Below are 18,190 nucleotides of genomic sequence, written 5' to 3' on the forward strand. Positions count from 1 at the left end.
CCGATCTTCTCGCCTGTGGAGAGCCCGCCATCCCCTTCTCATCCAGCGCCTCACGCACGTCGACGTCGTCGTCGTCGTCGCGAACGCACCACAAGAATCAGCCAGAAACACCTGCCCGCGCTCGGGAGCATGCTTCTGGCTCACTTTTGCGAGGAGGCAGGGGCAGGGACAGGGACGGGGGTGCGCGACGAAGCCCCCGCATCACTTGGATGCGGGGGCTTCGCCGTACGTGCGTTCGGAGGTTACGCGGTCGGCGCGTCACCCTCACCGGCGTCGGCGATGATGCCCTCAGCCTGCGAGGTCACTCCGCCTGCCGCGACCGTCTCGGGGACGAGGCGCTTCGAGACGTTGAACACGAACTCGTCTACCGGGTAGTCGACCTCGACGTGGTCGCCGGCCTTGAGCTCGCCGCGGAGGATCTTCTCGGAGAGAAGGTCTTCCACCTCGTGCTGCACGGCACGGCGCAGCGGACGAGCGCCGAGCGTCGGGTCGAAGCCGACCTTGATGAGCTTGCGCTTGGCGAGCTCGGTGATCTCCACGGTCATGTCGCGGTCGAGCATGCGCTCGCTGAGGCGACCGATGAAGAGATCCACGATCTGCAGCAGCTCGTTGGTGGAGAGCTGCGGGAACACGATCGTGTCGTCGACGCGGTTCAGGAATTCGGGCTTGAAGTGCTTCTTGAGCTCTTCGTTGACCTTCGACTTCATGTTGTCGTACGACACCGAGGCGTCGCCTTCGAGCTGGAAGCCGACAGGGCCGCCGGAGATGCCCTTCGTGCCGAGGTTGGTCGTCATGATGATGACCGTGTTCTTGAAGTCCACGACGCGACCCTGGCCGTCGGTGAGACGTCCTTCTTCAAGCACCTGGAGGAGCGAGTTGAAGATGTCGGGGTGAGCCTTCTCGATCTCGTCGAACAGGACGACGGAGAACGGCTTGCGGCGCACCTTCTCGGTGAGCTGGCCGCCCTCTTCGAAGCCGACGAATCCTGGAGGGGCACCGAAGAGCCGCGAAACCGTGTGCTTCTCACCGAACTCGGACATGTCGAGCGAGATGAGCGCCGACTCGTCGTCGAAGAGGAACTCCGCGAGCGCCTTGGCGAGCTCCGTCTTGCCGACGCCCGTAGGGCCAGCGAAGATGAACGAGCCGGATGGGCGGTTCGGGTCCTTGAGTCCGGCGCGGGTGCGGCGGATGGTCTTGGACAGGGCCGCGATCGCCTCGTTCTGGCCGATGACCCGCTGGTGCAGGGCATCCTCCATGAACACGAGACGCGCAGTCTCTTCCTCGGTGAGCTTGAAGACTGGGATGCCGGTGGCCTGCGAGAGGACTTCGGCGATCAGGCCCTCGTCGACGGTGCCGGTCGACTTGACGTCGCCCGACTTCCACTGCTTCTCGAGGCGAAGGCGCTCGCCGAGCAGGTTCTTCTCGTCGTCGCGCAGTGACGCGGCGCCTTCGAAGTCCTGCAGCTCGATGGCCTGCTCCTTGTCGGCGCGGACGATGGCGATCTTCTCGTCGAGTTCGCGCAGCTCGGGGGGCGAGGACAGCACCGAGAGGCGGAGGCGGGCGCCTGCCTCGTCGAGGAGGTCGATCGCCTTGTCCGGCAGGAACCGGTCGGAGACGTAGCGGTCGGCGAGGGTGGCCGCGGCGACGATGGCGTCGTCGGTGATGGACACCTTGTGGAACGCCTCGTACTTGTCGCGGAGCCCCTTGAGGATGTTGATCGTGTGTGCGATCGACGGCTCTTCCACCTGGATGGGCTGGAAGCGTCGCTCGAGCGCTGCATCCTTCTCGAAGTGCTTCTTGTACTCGTCGATCGTGGTGGCGCCGATGGTCTGGAGCTCACCTCGTGCGAGGAGCGGCTTCAGGATGCTCGCGGCGTCGATCGCGCCCTCGGCGGCACCCGCACCCACGAGGGTGTGGATCTCGTCGATGAAGACGATGATGTCGCCGCGTGTGCGGATCTCCTTGGTGACCTTCTTGAGGCGCTCTTCGAAGTCACCGCGGTAGCGGGATCCGGCGATGAGCGAGCCGAGGTCGAGCGAGTAGAGCTGCTTGTCCTTGAGCGTCTCGGGAACCTGCCCCGTGACGATCGCCTGGGCGAGGCCCTCGACGACGGCGGTCTTGCCGACGCCCGGCTCGCCGATGAGGACGGGGTTGTTCTTCGAACGGCGCGACAGGATCTGCATGACGCGCTCGATCTGCTTCTCGCGCCCGATGACGGGGTCGAGCTTGCCTTCGCGAGCTGCCTGCGTGAGGTTGCGGCCGAACTGGTCGAGCACGGCGGAGCCCTGGGCTGCCTGCTGAGGCTGGTCCGCTCCCGCGACGACCTGCTCCTTGCCCTGGAATCCGCTCAGCAACTGGATGACCTGCTGGCGCACCCGGTTGAGGTCGGCTCCGAGCTTCACGAGCACCTGAGCTGCGACACCCTCGCCCTCGCGGATGAGGCCGAGGAGGATGTGCTCCGTGCCGATGTAGTTGTGGCCGAGCTGCAGCGCTTCGCGGAGCGACAGCTCGAGCACCTTCTTGGCTCGCGGCGTGAACGGGATGTGCCCCGTCGGACGCTGCTGGCCCTGGCCGATGATCTCCTGGACCTGCTCACGTACGGCAGGCAGCGAGATGTCGAGGGATTCGAGCGCCTTGGCGGCGACCCCTTCACCCTCGTGGATGAGGCCGAGGAGGATGTGCTCGGTCCCGATGTAGTTGTGGTTGAGCATCTTCGCCTCTTCTTGGGCGAGGACGATCACGCGACGGGCGCGGTCGGTAAATCTCTCGAACATCCGTTTCTCCTTCGACTCCCTGACCTCGACACCTGGCTACAGGGTCGGGGGCCGTGTACAGAGAGAGTAACGGCGTCAACCTCCGTTTCCCTCCCCTGTTCGCCCTGGGCGTGCGGATGCGTCGCCCGAGCACGCGAATGCGCCGCCGCTGGTCTCTTCGACCGCGCGACGGCGCATCCATCCTTCAGTTTCGGAGGGCTAGAGGCACTTCTCGAAGGAGAGGTCGCTCAGCCCAATGAGCTGGTTGTGGTTCGAGTCCAGCTTCTTGAGGTCCTGGTAGTAGCGGAAGGTGACCTCGCTGATGGGCCCCGTGTAGAAGAGCTGCACGTTGCCGTTGAGGGAGGTGCTGGGGATCTCGCCTTCGGTGGTCTTGCGCCACGGGCTTGCGAGGGTGCCGCTGCCTTCGAGTGCCGATGCCCGCGTGAAGGAGGTCGGTGGGGTCGTGGCGATGACGGCGTCGCGGTGGTTGCCCGGCGCCCAGTCGAGGTCGAAGAGCGTGAACGAGAGCTTCGTGACCGGCTCGCTGAAGACGATCTTGACGTCGACGCCGCTGCCGGAGCGGGCGGTCGCGTTCTCGATCTTGATCCACTTGAGCGACTGCGGGTTGCCACCCTGCGGTCCGTCCTGGACGGTCCCGTTGGTCGATGAGCCCGTGAACCCTCCGTAGCCGACGTAGCTCAGTGTCGCGGTGACTCCGGTGCCGGGGAAGGGAATGCTTGTGGGCTTGGTGCCCGTCTTGAGCGCGTTGTAGTTGGTCTTGATGACGCATCGGGAGGCCGCCTGGGCTGGCGCGGCGGTTGCGAGGGCGATGACGGGCGTGGTCCACGCGGCGGCGCGCAGCACTGAGCGGCGAGTGGTTCCGCCCTTCGCGTCGGTGATGACTGGGGTGGATGGGGAGCTGGGGATTTCAGACAAGGGGGAACCTCTTCGGAGCAGATCGGGGAAATTGCTTCCGCGCCGGTGGGCGCGTGGTTCGCCGGTGCATCCAGATCGGAGGTACCGAGCGGCTCCATAGCACCCCGGTTTCGAGTCCGATTTCGCGAAGTCACCCCAGACTTCACCCTAAGTTGTATCTACAATTAAATGACCCACCAATTTCCCCGGGCACCAACGAAGAAACCACCCCGGGCTTCACCCCGGAGTGGCTTGCGAAACAGAAGCTCGGCGAACTACTCGCCGTTTCGCTCCCGGAGAAGGCCCAGAGATTCGGCTCTCCGCAGGGCCTCCGGCCGCGTGTGGACGCCCAGCTTCTTGTACGCGGACCGCAACTGCGTCTTCACGGTATTGGGCGAGACGAACAGCTCCTCGGCGATTCGGGTCGGCGAGGTGTGCCTCGCAAGCGCGTGAACCACGACTCGTTCGCGCTCCGTGAACTGCGGCATGGCACTCACTTCCTGGAAGTTCGTCACGACGTCGAGCGAGTCGAACATCCCGATGTCGTCTGCGCCGCCGGATTCTCGGCTGAGCTCAGCCAGCGCGCTGCGGTCGCGATCGGGCAGCATCAGGAGCGGCGAGACGAGCCCGTACTGGAGCGACAGCCCAGAAGCGAGGCCGACCATGCTCCGGGCGACGTCACGGTCGCCATCGCGCAGCGCCCCGGCCGCGCCGATGAGGTGCATCGCCATGCGCATCCTCGGCGTCGTCACGAAGTCCAGCGACCGCGAGACCCATTGCATCGACTGATCCGTGTCACCGTCGACGAGAGCGAGCAGCGACCTGGCCGGCAGCGTGCGGAAGTCGTCGACGGCGTACCCCTCCAGCAACTTGCGCGCGCGTGCCGGGCGGCCGGCGGCGAGCCAGAGGACGACGAGGAGGGACTTCACACGGAAGAGACCGAGGCTCTCGCCGACCCCAGAGGCGGCGAGAGGACCGTCGAGCATCTCCTCGACGCGTCGGGCCTCCGCGAGCGCCTCACCCTGAGCCAACCGAGCAAGCATGACCGGCTCCTGCAAGTAGGGCCAGAGGTCGGACGTGACCGCGAAGCGCTCGATGTCCTCCAAGGCCGCCTGCGCCTGCACCCATTCGCCGCGCTCGAGATGCCCGTAGGACCTCGCGATGTGCCCGAAGGTGCCGAGGTGGCCACGCGCGCTTGTCGTCATCCAGGCCCCGTCTTCGATCTGCGCGAGCATCGCCGCCGAGGCGGGCATGTCTCCGTCGACGGACTTGTAGCCCGCCGCATCCCAGAACGACAGGTTGCGTGAGCTCTTCGACTGCGGCACCACGAAGGTCTCGGCGACCGCGGCGTGAGCCCCCGTCACGTCACCAACGAGGAAGAGCGAGAGCGCTGCCCCACGAGTGAAGACCGGGGACAGCGTCGCCGATGCGCACACCCGGCTCTGAGCAGCGCTGAGCTCAAGCGCTTCGCGCGCGAGCTCAGCCGACTCCAGGTGCCTGCCGAGCGTGCGCAGCGCGAAGACCTTGAAGCAGAGGTACTCGCCGCGACGCTCGACGGCAAGGTCGCCCGGGATGCGCATCCCTGCGGCGATCTGCAGGAGCGGCTTCGCGCTGCTCCGCAGCACCGGGTTGGCAAGACGGGCGAGACCGAGCACAAACGCGAGCACGGGGTACGCCACGAGCACGTCCTGCGGGAGATGCTGCAGCCGCGACACGTAGCGATCCGTCGTGTACGCCTCGACGACAGTGAGGAGCAGTCGAGCGCAGATGCGTGATGCGAGCTCGAAATCGTCGACCTCGAGCGCCAGCTCGAGGGCGCCTTCCGGGTCGCCGTTCGCGCTCAGCCATGCCGCGGCAAGGGACGCTGCGCGTCGATACTCGGCCGGCGACCCGGCCCGCAGCTCCTCGTGGAGCGCCTCACGGAGCGCGGTGACGTACTGGAAGGCCTTGCTACTGCGGGTGAACGAGATGTGCCTCCCGAAGCCATCCGCTTCCAGCATCTCGATCGCAGCATCCGGATCCAGGTCGGGGACGAGCATTCGCGCGAGCGAGGCGTCGAAGTACGGGACGACGCTGGTGATCCTCGCGAACCTGGCGAGCTCGTCGTTGGGCAGCTGACCGGAGAGGTTCGTCGAGTTGAGTGCGTTCTCGCGCCAGTGGAATGCGCGCGGGCCGGACCGGGAGAGCTCGAGGACGGCCGCGCGGACGGCGATGGCATAGCCACCGGTCGCCTCGTGCACTTCCGTCGGCGTCGCGACGTGGGTCTCCCCCACGACGATCTCGAAGAACGCTGCGACCTCAGCCTCTGTGAACTCCAGGTCGATGTTGGTCACGACGCGAACGCGGCCCTGCAGCTGGAGCCTCGACTGGTCGAGCGTGGTGCGTCCCCTCGCGGCGATGATGACCCGCATGTTCGGGACGCTCTCGGCACCCCTGAGGAGGTCCTGGTCGACGATCGGAACGAGGTCGCCGAGGCGCTCATAGCCGTCGAGGATGATCGTGAAGGGAACCTCGCTGCGCATGGCCGCGACGAGGTCGCGCTTCCCGAAGTCGTCGCTGTTGATGAGCGTCACGAGGTCGTCGTATTCGAGGCTCGTGAGGAGCCCTTCCCGGAGGGCCGCGCGAGCGATCTGCTCCCAGACGCCGTTGCGGGTGGTCGTCGCGGTGCCGAACGTCACCCAGAGCAGGCGGCCTGTGTAGTGACCGGATTCGGCCCACATGCGCAGGAGCGTCGTCTTCCCGTATCCGCTCGGCGCATGGAGCAGGGTGATCCGCGTCGAATCATCGTCGAGCGCCCGGAGGAGACGCTGTCTCACCAGTAGTTCCCGCGTTGTTGCGTGCACTGAATTCACCCCAGCTCGAGTCCATGATTCTTCACCTACCAAATGGATGGTCATGACTCTAACTCGCGAATCGCCGTTTGACGAGATCCGGGTGACCGGGGATTCACCGGGGATCATGCCATACCACACCAGAGGTTTACCACTTTCTGGCAGGCGAGAGGCGGGCGGATTGAGACCACCAGATGGGCGCTTTCTCAGGAAATTGCCGCTGCGAACCTATCGCTGATCAGCGCAAACCTGCTCGGCCATCGTGAGGGCGCCGGTACCATGCAGGCTCGAAGCCCAGGCGAGCTGAAGCTCACGCGTGAGATCCGGCCACTGCGACCCCGACCAGAATTCACAGTCACGAACCCCGAACTTCAGCTCGAAGACGCCGAGGCCCGTGAGGTTGTTCCCCACGAAGTTGACGCTGAAATCCCGATTCGCGTTCTGGAGCTCCGGGACCAGAGCGAGCAGCTCCTGCCATTCCGCGGTCTCCCGGAACGCCTTGGCGGCCTCCCCAGCCTTGACTCCCTGCATCGTGTCGTCGAAGGCGGTGACATTGACCTGGGTTCCACCGAGGGCCGAATCGTCTACGCGTACATGGACGCTCGCCAGCTGCTCCGACTCATCGAACACGGCGCTCGTCTCTCGGACGAACTCGATCTGCTCAGCTGTCGGCAGCTCGCTCTGCACGAACTGACCGGTCGTGAACGGAGCCAAGCCCATGAGATCCCACTCCCCGGTGGCAGCGCCCGGATCATGCAGCGAACGAGCGGTCTCGAGGAGCTGCATCGTGCGCTCGCTATCGCCACGCTCCTCGCTCGAGAGCTCGATCACGACAAGCCGCCCACGAGCGGCCGCAGAAAGGGAGGGCGCGCTGGACTCCGTCGGCGAGACAGTCGCGGGCGCCGGTTCGCCAGGAGCCGCCGTCAACGACGGCTGCGCTTCGGTCCCCTGCGAGGCGAGACCGTCCGCTGTTTCAGCGGATACCTGATCGGTCACGTCGAACATGCCAGCGGTCACCGGCGCAGAGTACGTGCGCGTGGAGATCGACTCGAACCCCACAGCCGTCAGCTCACGCCAGTAGCCGAGCTGGGCATGGAGCGACTCCGGCGTGGTGAGGTCGAAGTAGGAGTATGCGGAGCCCGCGAGCCTCAGCTCGACCGTTCCCGCCCACTGGCCCTGGTCGAGCTGCACGGTCGGGAAGGTCGAGGCGTAGTCGCCGATATCCGCGAGCTCCTCCTCGGTCACCTCCTCCGCGAGGGTGACGACGAGGTCGACCTTCACCGCCCCATCAACCGGCGGCCGGTCGAGGCTGGACCCCTCGACGCCGGGAAGCGAGCGAAGGGTCTGGTTGAACGACTCGAGCGCGGTCTGCACGGACGGGAACGGCCCGGAAGCGCATCCGGCGAGCATCGTCATCATGACGGCCGCGATGAAGACGGGCAGGGCAGAACGCGGCATCGTCAGCACCCTCCTCCGCGTCCTCGATCCAGCACGACGACGATCAGGTTACGCGGCGCTCCCCGGAGGTATCTGAGGACTCCCTCAGAGCGAGCGCCAGTCCGCTCCGCCGAGCTTCAGCTCGCCGCCGGAGAACCGGCTGCCTCGCCATCCGCTCTGACCTCGCCTGCCCTGCCGACGTGCACCAGGGAACGCCAGACGAGCGCGAGGATGAGGATGCTCGCGCCGAACGCGACCCAGATCGTGGTGACGATGCCGAAGCCCTGGCCGATAAGGCCCCCCACGAAAGTGCCGACGGCCATGCCGCCGATCATCCCGAGGAAGTAGACGCTCGAGACCCTCCCGCGCATGCGGCTCGGGACGGCCCGCCCACGGATGGTGCTCGCGAGCGTCGCCCAGATGACCGTGTACATGCCGAAGACGAACATCGTGAGGCCCGCGACGATGACGTTCGCCGTCGCCGCGAGAACGAGGTGCAGCACCGTCTCGAGCGCGAGACAGGTGCGCATGAGGCTCGTGTACGAGAACCGGCGCTCCAGGCGTCCGTAGAGGGCTGTGCCGACGAGCCCGCCGAGCGCCGAGACCGCGAGCAGCAGCCCGTAGCCGGCATCGTCCAGTCCGAGGCGCTGCTTCGCATAGAGCACGAGCACCCCGTAGGTCATGCCGTACGTGATGTTGAACGCGAACAGGATGATCGCGAGTGTCCGGACGGGCGGGTTCTGCCACAGCCAGGCGAAGCCCCTCGCGATGTCCCGACGCACACGGGCGACTGAGCGCACCGTCTCGATCGGCCCGGTCGTCGCCGTCGAGACGGGCGGTGAGGTGATGCGGGACACCAGCACCACTGCGAAGAGCAGGGAGACGACGGTCACGCCGTACGGGATCGCATGCCCGACCGCGAAGATGGCACCGCCGATCGCGGGACCGGCGAGCTGGTTCATGACGGTCTGGCTGGCGATGAGTCGCGAGTTCGCGATGCCGAGCTCTTTCGACGGGACGAGGTCGGGCACGATCGAGGTCCAGGCGTTGTCGGTGAAGACCTCCGCCGACCCCACGAGGAACAGCGCGATGTAGAGGATCGGCAGGTTGACGGTGTCGGTGAGCACGAGTGCGCCGATGACGGCCAGCATCAGGACGCGGCTGAGCGCCCCCGTGACGATGATCGCGACACGGGGCAGGCGGTCTGCGACCACGCCCGCGAAGAGGCCGAACACGAGCCACGGAAGCTGCTGCACGACCAGGGCCAGCGAGACGAGCAGCGGGTCCTGGGTGAGGCTCGCGACGAGCAAGGGGCCCGCCGCGATCAGGATGCCGTCGGCGAGGTTCGAGAACAGTGACGAGGAGAGGAGGTATCGGAAGGGCGTGCCAAGTGGCTTCGGGGATGCCCAGTTGAGCAGGAGTGACATAGGTCGGGTCCAGACGACGAGAACTGACCCCCTCTTCACTGAGGGGGTCGAGACGGAGCGGGAAGGTGAGGCGGCGCGCTAGCTGTTCGCGTCGAGCTGCGGGAGGCCGAGGCGAGCGCGTTCTTCGCGTTCGATCTTGTCGGCCATGGCACGCTCGCGACGATCGCCGGAGAGGATCGAAGTGAGGATCCAGAAGAACGCAGCCCCGATGATCACGGTCGGGATGAGCGACCAGAGCGCGTTGAGGAAGAAGTCCATGATGGAGGGAGTCTACGCGAAGCCCTCCGCGCACCGGCGAGTCTCGGCACATCCGTCTCGATGTCGGCGCATCCGCCTAGGCTGTGCCCATGGTCGATCGCTCGAACGTCGAATGCTGGCTCACTGACATGGACGGCGTGCTTGTGCACGAGCAGGCCGCGCTCCCAGGCGCGGTCGAGCTGCTCGCGCAGTGGCAGCGGGACGAGACCCCGTACCTCGTCCTCACGAACAACTCCATCTTCACGGCGCGCGATCTCGCGGCCCGCCTCCGCTCGAGTGGCATCAACGTGCCGGAAGACCGGCTCTGGACCTCAGCGCTCGCGACGGCGGACTTCCTGCGCCAACAGCTGCCGGGCGGGTCGGCGTTTGTCATCGGCGAGGCGGGACTGCTCACGGCACTGCACGACGCGGGCTACATCATGACGGAGACCGACCCCGATTTCGTGGTCGTCGGAGAGACCCGCAACTACTCGTTCGACGCCATCACGAAGGCCATCCGCCTCATCGGCAACGGTGCGCGCTTCATCGTCACGAACCCCGACGCGACCGGTCCGAGCGCCGACGGCCCCATGCCCGCGACCGGTGCCATCGCGGCCCTCATCACGAAGGCGACCGGCCGCGAACCCTACGTGGTCGGCAAGCCGAACCCCATGATGTTCCGGTCTGCGCTCAACAAGATCGGCGCGCACTCGCACAACACGGCCATGATCGGCGACCGGATGGACACCGACATCGTGGCGGGCATGGAAGCGGGACTGCACACAGTGCTGGTGCTCACGGGCATCAGCGATCAGCGCGAGATCGAGCGCTACCCGTTCCGCCCTGACGAGATCATCTCGGGGGTTCACGAACTCGTCCGGCCTGCTGGCGAGAGCTGAGCTGCATCCGCCCGCTCGACCTTGATTGCTAGGCCAACTAGCGATTTTCCGCAGCTCGCGTACCATTGGCGCAGTGACTTCCAGCTCCTCCAGCTCAGCAGCCGCTCCCGATACGCCGAAGAAGAAGGGCCCGCCGACGATCAAACGGTGGGTCTTCTGGCCCGCCGCGATCATCGTCATCGGCTTCGCAGGCTTCTCCATCCTCGCCCCGACCGCGGCTGACGCCGCGTTCAACGCCGTCCAGTCGTCGATCGTGCGCAACTTCAACTGGTACTACGTGCTCATCGCGGCGTTCTTCGTGGTCTTCAGCCTCGTGATGGGCTTCGGCAAGTACGGCGACATCAAGCTCGGCAAGGACGACGACAAGCCCGAGTTCTCGAACCTCAGCTGGCTGTCGCTCCTCTTCGCCGCTGGCATGGGAATCGGCCTCGTCTTCTACGGCGTGAGCGAGCCGCTCAGCCACTTCATCGAACCGAAGCCCGGCGTCTCCGGCACCGAGAGCCAGATCGCTCAGCAGGCCCTCTCACAGACCTACCTGCACTGGGGCGTGCACGCGTGGTCCATCTACATCGTCCTCGGCCTCGCGCTCGCCTACGCCATCCACCGCCGCGGACGACCGGTCAGCGTGCGCTGGGCGCTGGAGCCGCTCCTCGGCCGTCGCGTTCGCGGAGGCTGGGGCAACCTCATCGACGTCGTCGCGCTGGTCGGCACCATCTTCGGAGTCGCCACCTCGCTCGGCCTCGGTGTGCTGCAGATCGGCTCTGGCCTGGAAGCCGCGGGCATCCTCGAGTCCTCCACGACCTCATCCATCGCCATCATCGCCGTCATCACGGCGTTTGTGCTCTTCTCGGTGCTCTCCGGCGTCGGCAAGGGCATGAAGTGGCTCTCGAACACGAACCTCATGCTGGCGGGCGCGCTGCTCGTCTTCATCCTCATCGTCGGCCCGACGCAGTTCCTGCTGCGCGACTTCGTGCAGTCGCTCGGCAACTACCTGCAGAACTTCGTCAGCCTGACCTTCTCGACGAGCGCCTTCTCCGGCGAGGCGGGCGTCGACTGGCAGTCGGCGTGGACCACGTTCTACTGGGGCTGGTGGATGTCGTGGGCGCCGTTCGTGGGTGTCTTCATCGCCCGCATCTCCCGCGGTCGCACCGTGCGCGAGTTCGTGACGGGCGTCATGCTCGTGCCAACGCTCGTGACCTTCCTCTGGTTCTCGGTCCTTGGCGGCACGGCCCTCTACATGCAGCTGAACGGCGTCACCGACTTCGTCCAGGGCGACGGATCGGTCGACGTCGAAGGGGCCCTCTTCCAGATGCTGGCCCAGCTCCCCGGTGGTGCAGTGCTGACCATCGGTGCGATCATCCTCATCGCGATCTTCTTCATCACGTCCGCAGACTCCGGCGCGCTTGTCATGGGCATGCTCGCGACCGGCGGTCAGGCCGAGCCGAAGCACTGGGTGCGCGCATTCTTCGCGGTCATCACCTCGCTGCTCGCGGTCGCGCTCCTGCTCGCTGGCGGATTGAACGCCCTGCAGACGGCCGCGATCAGTATCGCGCTGCCCTTCTCGATCGTCCTGCTCCTTTCCTGCTGGGCGACGGCCCTCGCGTTCGCACGCGAGAAACGTGCATACGACCGGGCCAACCGCGCCGCCCTGGTCGGCCACATCGGTGACTTCTACGGTCTCGAAGTGGACGAGCCCGTCGAGCGTGCGCCCGGCAAGATGTTCCCGTGGCTGCGGAAGGCGAACGTCATGAACGTGCCCGTCGCGGGCCCGCAGACGAGCCAGGTCGCGGTCGTGGCGCAGGCTGAGGAGCCCAAGAACGACTGACCGCCGAGCGGCTCGGTTTCGAGGCAGGCAGGGGCCGGATGCACACGCATCCGGCCCCTGCCTGTTCCCCTGCAAGCGACGCGCGGTGCTTCCGTCCTCCTCTCCCCCGGATGTCAACCCTCAGCGAGCATTGACCGCGAAGCCCCACCCTGGAGTGGATGCAGAAACTCGCCGGCGCCCTCCTCCCCGCGCTCACGCCCTCCCGACTCCTCCACGTGGCAAAGACCGCCGCCGCCGCAACGCTCGCCTGGTACGCCGGGCACCTCGTCCCGGGAGAGGCGAACGCCTACGCCTACTACGCGCCCCTCGGCGCGCTGGTCGCGAGCGTCCCGACCGTTGCCGGTTCCGTGCGATCGAGCGTCCAGGTCGTGGTCGGTGTGCTCCTCGGAGTGCTCGCCTCCGGGGCGCTCGTGACCCTCGGCACCCCCGTGGCGCTGGCAGTCCCCGTCGCGGTCGGCGTCGGCACGCTGCTCGCAGGGATTCCGGTCTTCGGAGCGGGCCGCGACTACATTCCCATCGCAGCACTCTTCGTCTTCGTGGTGGGTGGCGCGAATCCCGACGGATTCTCCATCGGCTACGTCGTGCAGATGGCTGTCGGCGCAGCCATCGGTGTCGGGCTCAACCTCATCGTGCCTCCCGCGACCGGCCGGAAGCAGGCCATGCAGGCGACGAGCGCCCTCAAGGCGACCATCGCCGACACCATCCAGCGAGCAACGGAGCTACCGGCCGGCGACGCCCCGGAGGACGACCTCAAGGCCTGGCGAAGCTCACTCATTCGCCTCGACGGCGAACTCGCAGACGCCAAGACGCTGGTCGCCGAGGTGCAGGAGAACCTCCGAGGCAACGCCAGGGGCCTGCGCACCAAGTTCGACAGCTCCTCCGTCCAGGCGGAGCTGGACAGCCTCAGCCGCATCACTCGCCACATCGCCGAACTCCAGGAGCCGTTCCTCGAAGTCTCCTGGAGCGAGGCGAAGTCCGAGTCGGGACGCGCCTTGCAGGCCGCAGGAGAGCAGCTCGGACAGCTGCTGCGTGCCTGGGACCAGACCGACGACGATCTGCGCGCGCGGCTCACCGCCGCCTCCTCGGCCCTCGACGACCTGCAGCGATTGGAGTTCGAGGACCACACGGGATGGGACCCGCCAGCGCAACGCCGTTCCGTCACGATCTACGCGCTCAGGAAGATCGTCGCCGAGATCGAGTACCGCGTGGAGAGCCAGAAGAGCACGGCGTCCACGGGATAGGCGTGACTGCGCGCTGCCCGCGCTCCCCGCGCTCCCCGTCCGTATCCCCGCCCGCGCTTCCCGCCCGCATCGCGCAGAGCTGACTTGTGGTCGTCATTCTCGCGAGAGAACGACCACAAGTCAGCTCTGGGCGAAGGCATCAGCGTGAACGCATCGCCGAGCGGAGTCGAGCGAAGAGGCGCTTCGGGTCCTGGATGTCGCGTCGGGTGATCTGGATGACGATCCAGCCGAGACGCTCGAGCTCACGTCGGCGCTCGATGTCCTCCACCGCCTTCGCCACGGTGAAATGGTGTTCGCCTTCGTATTCGAGCGCGATCTTTAGCGAAGGGTAGGCGAGGTCGATCCGCGCCACGAACCGCCGCCCGTCGAAGACGCGGTGCTGCAGGACGGGTTCCAGAAAGCGGGCCGAGACGAGGGCGTGGCGAAGTCGGGATTCTCCGGGCGATTCGACCTGCGGTCTGGCGAGTACGACGGCAGCACGGAGCTGGGCGACTCCAGCACGTTTCGCCCAGGCGTCTGCGACTGCACGGAGCTCGTCCAGCGTCGCCAGCGAGCCGCCGTGGCGCCGTCCCGGGTAGTTGTCTGCGCTCGTGAGGAGTGCATCCGCCTGCACGAGAGTTTCGCGCGGGGCGATCTGAGCGGCGAGCTGCGCCCAGGCGACGCAGGGCGACAGCAGCCGGACACCCTCAAACTCGCGGTCGCTGAACAGGTGCGGCGCCAGCCTGAGACCCGTGATCGCGACTCCCGTTGGGACGTGCCGTGGACTCCGCACGGCGACGAACGTGTGTCTGCGCGATTCGATGGCCAGCGGGAGCGGGATTCCCCAGACCCGGCAGGCGGAGACGCTGGCCAGCGCGATGTCCCGCGGCGCGGCTCTCGCGTAGGCCAGGTCGGCGTCTCGCGCTGACGTGATCTCACGGGTGGTCCGGATTCCGCGGTGTGGGCCGGTGATCGTCGACGCTCTGACCTGGCCTCGCGTGATCCCGTTCTCGAGAGCGTCGGAGTAGCGGAACGTCGTGTCGGTGAACTCGGGCGGGAGCGGCGTTCTATGTCGCATCCACGAACGGTAGATGGATGCGCGCGGCGGTGTCCGGCTCATCTCCCCACCTGTGGAGACCACGCTCTCGACACCCGAGGATTCTGCAGGCCCGCCTCGCCGGCGCCGCCCGCACCGCCCCATCCCGCGCCGCCCGCGCCATCCCAGGCCGTTCCATCCCATCCCGAGGCGCAGAGCTGACTTGTGGTCGTCAAACTCGAGGTTTGACGACCACAAGTCATCTATGGGAAGACAGGGCGCGGGGAGCTACCCGACGAGGGCCCTTACTTGACGAGGGGGAACAGCACCGTCTCGCGGATGCCGAGGCCGGTGATGGCCATGAGCAGGCGGTCGATGCCCATGCCCATGCCGCCGGAAGGAGGCATAGCGTGCTCGAGCGCAGCGAGGAAGTCCTCGTCGACGCGCATCGCCTCGACGTCTCCGCGTGCCCCGAGCGCCGCCTGCTCGACGAAGCGGGCACGCTGCTCGACGGGGTCGATGAGCTCCGAGTACCCCGTCGCGAGCTCGAAGCCGCGAACGTACAGGTCCCACTTCTCGACGACACCGGGGATGGAGCGGTGGGATGCGGTGAGCGGCGACGTCTCGACGGGGAAGTCCATGACGAACGTCGGACGGGTGAGGTCCTCCTTGACGAAGTGCTCCCAGAGCTCTTCGACGAGCTTGCCGTGTGTGGGGTGGTCGACCTCGACCTCCACCTTCGCGGCGAGGGCCTCGAGCTCGGCGAGGGGCGTCGACGGCGTGATCTCGACGCCTGCCGCTTCCGACAGTGACGGGTACATGGACACTCGGTCCCAATCACCGCCGAGATCGAACTCGGTGCCATCCGCCCAAGTGACGACGTGCGAGCCTGCGACGGCGTGGGCCGCATTCTGCACGAGCTCCTGCGTGAGGTCGGCGATCGAGGTGTAGTCGCCGTAGGCCTGGTAGGCCTCGAGCATCGCGAACTCGGGGCTGTGGGTCGAGTCAGCGCCTTCGTTGCGGAAGTTGCGGTTGATCTCGAAGACCCGGTCGAGGCCGCCGACGACGGCGCGCTTCAAGTACAGCTCAGGTGCGATGCGCAGGAACAGCTCGGTGTCGAACGCGTTGGAGTGCGTCACGAACGGGCGGGCCGCGGCGCCGCCGTGCATCGTCTGCAGCATGGGCGTCTCGACCTCGAGGAACTCGTGGTTCGCGAAGGTCTGACGAAGCGAGGCGTTGGTCTTGGCTCGAGCGACCACCACTTCGCGGGCGGCGGGTCGCTGGATGAGATCGAGGTAGCGCTGGCGGACGCGCGTCTCGTCGCTCAGTTCGGCGTGGAGGTTGGGAAGCGGCCGGACCGCCTTGGACGCCATCCGCCATTCGTCGGCCATGATGCTGAGCTCGCCGCGGCGTGACGAGATGATCTCACCGGCAGCGAAGACGTGGTCGCCGAGGTCGACGTATTCCTTCCACAGGTCGAGCTGCTCCTGGCCGACGACGGCGAGCGAGAGCATGATCTGGATGCGCGACCCGTCACCCGCCTGGAGGCTCGCGAAGCAGAGCTTGCCGGTGTTGCGGAGGTGCACGATGCGCCCTGCGACGCCCGCGCGTTCGCCGGTGGACGCGCCGTCTTCCAGCTCGGTGTGGGCTGCGCGCACTTCGGAGATGGTGTGCGTGATGGGGAGCGTCAGGGGGTAGGGCGCGATGCCCGAGTCCAGCATCCGCGCGCGCTTTTCGAGACGCACCTGCTTCTGCTCGGAGGCTTCGGCCTCGGAGAGTGCGTCTTGGATGGGCGCGTCGGCCATTCGGGCTCCTTGCGTTGCGTGCGGCTGGGTGTGGATGCGTGTTCCGGGCGCGACGAATGGTGCTCGGAAACGCACTCCCCCAGTTTGGTGCACTTCGCGCCGTCGCGCGAACCGGCAACCCTCGGGGTCGCTACGCGGTGCGGGCCTTCGCCCAGTCGACGACGCCCTCGAGGTACGCGACGATCGTCTCGGCCGCTGGCACGAGCTCGCGGCCCGAGCGCTGATAGGTCTCGTCTGAGCGGCGGAACGGGTCGACCACGTCGTAGTCGGCGGCGTTCTCGAGCGGGGCGACGAGGCCGCGCAGCGGGGCGGCGGCGGCAACTGCTGCGGCGAGCGCTGCAGCGACGATGTCCTGCTCGGAGGCGCCCGAGCCGGCGCCGTCTGTGGCTCCTTCGAGCGCTTCGCGGCGCGAGCGACGCGAGCCGTGGCTCGCACCTGGCGCCTCGTAGGACTCCTCGAGGTCTTCCGCGGTGACCTGGCTCGCGATGTGCGCGAACTCGCGCAGCGTGAACGTGCGCCGGACGACGGAGGGGGCCAGCTCGACGATGCGCTGGCGGTGGTCGCGGGAGAGCGCAAGCACGAGGCCTGCTCCACGGGCGATGTCTTCCGTGAGCTGCCTCGAGATGTGCGCTTCCGCGTCCGTCACCCCGTACTGGGCGGCGAGCGCGAGCGCTTGCTGGGGCATCCCGCTGCCGACGAGTGCACCTGTTCCCGCGCTCTCGACGGTGACGCCGGGCAGATCCCGGAGCCCGTCTCGAAGCAGTTGCTCGGCGAGTGGCGAACGGCAGATGTTGCCCGTGCAGACCGTCAGGATGCGAAAGCTCATGCGTGTGTTCCCCCAGGGGTCGTGGAACGTTCAGCGTAGCAACGAGACGAGCGGGGCGCGGCACTCGCGCTGTTCGCGCGCGTCCGCCCGAAGCCGGAGCTGCGGGCGAGCGCCCTAGCGGTACTCGCCGACGTAGGCCGTCATGTTGTCGATGAGGCGCGTGGTGCCGACGCGGGCGGCGACCAGCACGAGTGCCGTCCCGCGGTACGCCTCGTTGACGAGCACGAACGTCTCGGGGTCGACGATGGAGACGTAGTCCATCTTCACGAGCTTCTCGTCCATGAGGGCCCCCTGGGCCTGCGAGATCATCTCGCGGATGCCACGGTCCCCGTTGGCGGCAGCGGCGGAGAGCGCGCGCACGAGGCTGAGGGCCGCGCTGCGCTCGTCGTCGGAGAGGTAGACGTTGCGACTGGAGCGCGCGAGGCCGTCATCTTCGCGGATGATGGGCGCGCCCACCACGTCGATATCGAGGTCGAGGTCGCGGACGAGGCTCCGCACGAGGAAGAGCTGCTGCGCGTCCTTCTCGCCGAAGACCGCCACGTTCGGGCGGATGATGTTGAAGAGCTTCGTGACGACCGTGAGGACACCATCGAAGTGCGCAAGACGGTGTGCCGCCTCGAGGATGCCAGCGGCCGGTCCGCCGACGACGCGTGTCTGCTTGATGCCGTTGGGGTACATATCGTCGACCGCTGGCGCGAAGACGTAGTCGACGCCGGCCGCGTCGAGCTTCGCGAGGTCGTCTTCGAAGGTGCGGGGGTAGCGTTCGAAGTCCTCGCCGGGCGCGAACTGCATCGGGTTCACGAAGACGGACACCACGGTCTTCGAGGCGCTTCGCTTGGCGATGTCGACAAGCGACAGATGGCCTTCGTGGAGAGCGCCCATCGTGGGCACCAGCGCGATCGTGTCGGTTTTCCCAACCTCCCGGAGCACTGCTTTGGCTTCGGCGATCGTGGTCAGAACGTGTGGCAAGAGCCCTCCT

At 67.0% G+C, this 18,190-nt stretch carries 13 protein-coding genes; 3 read left to right on the forward strand and 10 right to left on the reverse strand.

Going from position 1 to position 18,190, the window contains the following annotated elements; translation table 11 throughout:
• Positions 1-242: 242 nt before the first annotated feature.
• The 6 genes from GV007_RS03385 to GV007_RS03410 form a co-directional block, all read right to left on the reverse strand.
• Positions 243-2,774 carry an ATP-dependent Clp protease ATP-binding subunit gene (locus GV007_RS03385; RefSeq protein ID WP_104305904.1) on the reverse strand — a complete coding sequence of 844 codons (2,532 nt, stop codon included), beginning with the start codon at positions 2,772-2,774 and terminating at the stop codon, positions 243-245.
• A gap of 198 nt (positions 2,775-2,972) precedes the next feature.
• Complete coding sequence (locus GV007_RS03390; protein ID WP_160070999.1) at positions 2,973-3,689, reverse strand: hypothetical protein; 717 nt, start codon at positions 3,687-3,689, stop codon at positions 2,973-2,975.
• 254 nt (positions 3,690-3,943) lie between these two features.
• Positions 3,944-6,484 (reverse strand): LuxR C-terminal-related transcriptional regulator, encoded by a 2,541-nt coding sequence (locus tag GV007_RS03395; protein WP_160071000.1) that lies wholly within the window; start codon positions 6,482-6,484, stop codon positions 3,944-3,946.
• Between the two features lie 243 nt (positions 6,485-6,727).
• Positions 6,728-7,957, reverse strand: a complete 1,230-nt coding sequence (locus tag GV007_RS03400; RefSeq protein ID WP_160071001.1) for a hypothetical protein — start codon at positions 7,955-7,957, stop codon at positions 6,728-6,730.
• Between the two features lie 116 nt (positions 7,958-8,073).
• The gene (locus GV007_RS03405) at positions 8,074-9,363 is read right to left on the reverse strand and encodes an MFS transporter (RefSeq protein WP_160071002.1); all 1,290 of its coding nucleotides are present in this window, start codon (positions 9,361-9,363) and stop codon (positions 8,074-8,076) included.
• A gap of 78 nt (positions 9,364-9,441) precedes the next feature.
• Positions 9,442-9,621 (reverse strand): hypothetical protein, encoded by a 180-nt coding sequence (locus GV007_RS03410; RefSeq protein WP_068477200.1) that lies wholly within the window; start codon positions 9,619-9,621, stop codon positions 9,442-9,444.
• Between the two features lie 89 nt (positions 9,622-9,710).
• Here GV007_RS03410 and GV007_RS03415 point away from each other — a divergent pair, with 89 nt between their 5' ends.
• The 3 genes from GV007_RS03415 to GV007_RS03425 all read left to right on the forward strand — a co-directional run bounded on the left by GV007_RS03415 (position 9,711) and on the right by GV007_RS03425 (position 13,565).
• Positions 9,711-10,499 carry an HAD-IIA family hydrolase gene (locus tag GV007_RS03415; protein ID WP_160071003.1) on the forward strand — a complete coding sequence of 263 codons (789 nt, stop codon included), beginning with the start codon at positions 9,711-9,713 and terminating at the stop codon, positions 10,497-10,499.
• A gap of 73 nt (positions 10,500-10,572) precedes the next feature.
• Entirely contained in the window at positions 10,573-12,324 is a 1,752-nt protein-coding gene (locus tag GV007_RS03420) for a BCCT family transporter (RefSeq protein WP_160071004.1), read from the forward strand.
• Between the two features lie 158 nt (positions 12,325-12,482).
• On the forward strand, positions 12,483-13,565 hold the full coding sequence (locus GV007_RS03425; RefSeq protein ID WP_160071005.1) for a hypothetical protein: 1,083 nt from the start codon (positions 12,483-12,485) through the stop codon (positions 13,563-13,565).
• 139 nt (positions 13,566-13,704) lie between these two features.
• Here GV007_RS03425 and GV007_RS03430 read toward each other — a convergent pair whose 3' ends face one another.
• The 4 genes from GV007_RS03430 to panC form a co-directional block, all read right to left on the reverse strand.
• Positions 13,705-14,664 (reverse strand): endonuclease domain-containing protein, encoded by a 960-nt coding sequence (locus GV007_RS03430; protein WP_160071006.1) that lies wholly within the window; start codon positions 14,662-14,664, stop codon positions 13,705-13,707.
• A 221-nt stretch (positions 14,665-14,885) separates the two neighbouring features.
• Complete coding sequence (gene lysS, locus GV007_RS03435; protein WP_160071007.1) at positions 14,886-16,385, reverse strand: lysine--tRNA ligase; 1,500 nt, start codon at positions 16,383-16,385, stop codon at positions 14,886-14,888.
• A gap of 130 nt (positions 16,386-16,515) precedes the next feature.
• On the reverse strand, positions 16,516-17,211 hold the full coding sequence (locus GV007_RS03440; RefSeq protein WP_160071008.1) for an arsenate reductase/protein-tyrosine-phosphatase family protein: 696 nt from the start codon (positions 17,209-17,211) through the stop codon (positions 16,516-16,518).
• 114 nt (positions 17,212-17,325) lie between these two features.
• Positions 17,326-18,180 carry a pantoate--beta-alanine ligase gene (panC, locus tag GV007_RS03445; protein ID WP_160071009.1) on the reverse strand — a complete coding sequence of 285 codons (855 nt, stop codon included), beginning with the start codon at positions 18,178-18,180 and terminating at the stop codon, positions 17,326-17,328.
• Positions 18,181-18,190 lie beyond the last annotated feature (10 nt).

The organism is Pseudoclavibacter sp. 8L (assembly GCF_902506465.1).
Classification (GTDB): domain Bacteria; phylum Actinomycetota; class Actinomycetes; order Actinomycetales; family Microbacteriaceae; genus Pseudoclavibacter.

Excerpts from the sequence above, each read along its gene's own strand:
- GV007_RS03415 (WP_160071003.1), top strand. The coding sequence starts at position 9,711 with ATGGTCGATCGCTCGAACGTCGAATGCTGGCTCACTGACATGGACGGC.
- GV007_RS03425 (WP_160071005.1), top strand. The coding sequence starts at position 12,483 with ATGCAGAAACTCGCCGGCGCCCTCCTCCCCGCGCTCACGCCCTCCCGA.
- GV007_RS03400 (WP_160071001.1), bottom strand. The coding sequence starts at position 7,957 with ATGCCGCGTTCTGCCCTGCCCGTCTTCATCGCGGCCGTCATGATGACG.
- GV007_RS03405 (WP_160071002.1), bottom strand. The coding sequence starts at position 9,363 with ATGTCACTCCTGCTCAACTGGGCATCCCCGAAGCCACTTGGCACGCCC.
- GV007_RS03440 (WP_160071008.1), bottom strand. The coding sequence starts at position 17,211 with ATGAGCTTTCGCATCCTGACGGTCTGCACGGGCAACATCTGCCGTTCG.
- lysS (WP_160071007.1), bottom strand. The coding sequence starts at position 16,385 with ATGGCCGACGCGCCCATCCAAGACGCACTCTCCGAGGCCGAAGCCTCC.
- GV007_RS03430 (WP_160071006.1), bottom strand. The coding sequence starts at position 14,664 with ATGAGCCGGACACCGCCGCGCGCATCCATCTACCGTTCGTGGATGCGA.
- GV007_RS03385 (WP_104305904.1), bottom strand. The coding sequence starts at position 2,774 with ATGTTCGAGAGATTTACCGACCGCGCCCGTCGCGTGATCGTCCTCGCC.
- GV007_RS03410 (WP_068477200.1), bottom strand. The coding sequence starts at position 9,621 with ATGGACTTCTTCCTCAACGCGCTCTGGTCGCTCATCCCGACCGTGATC.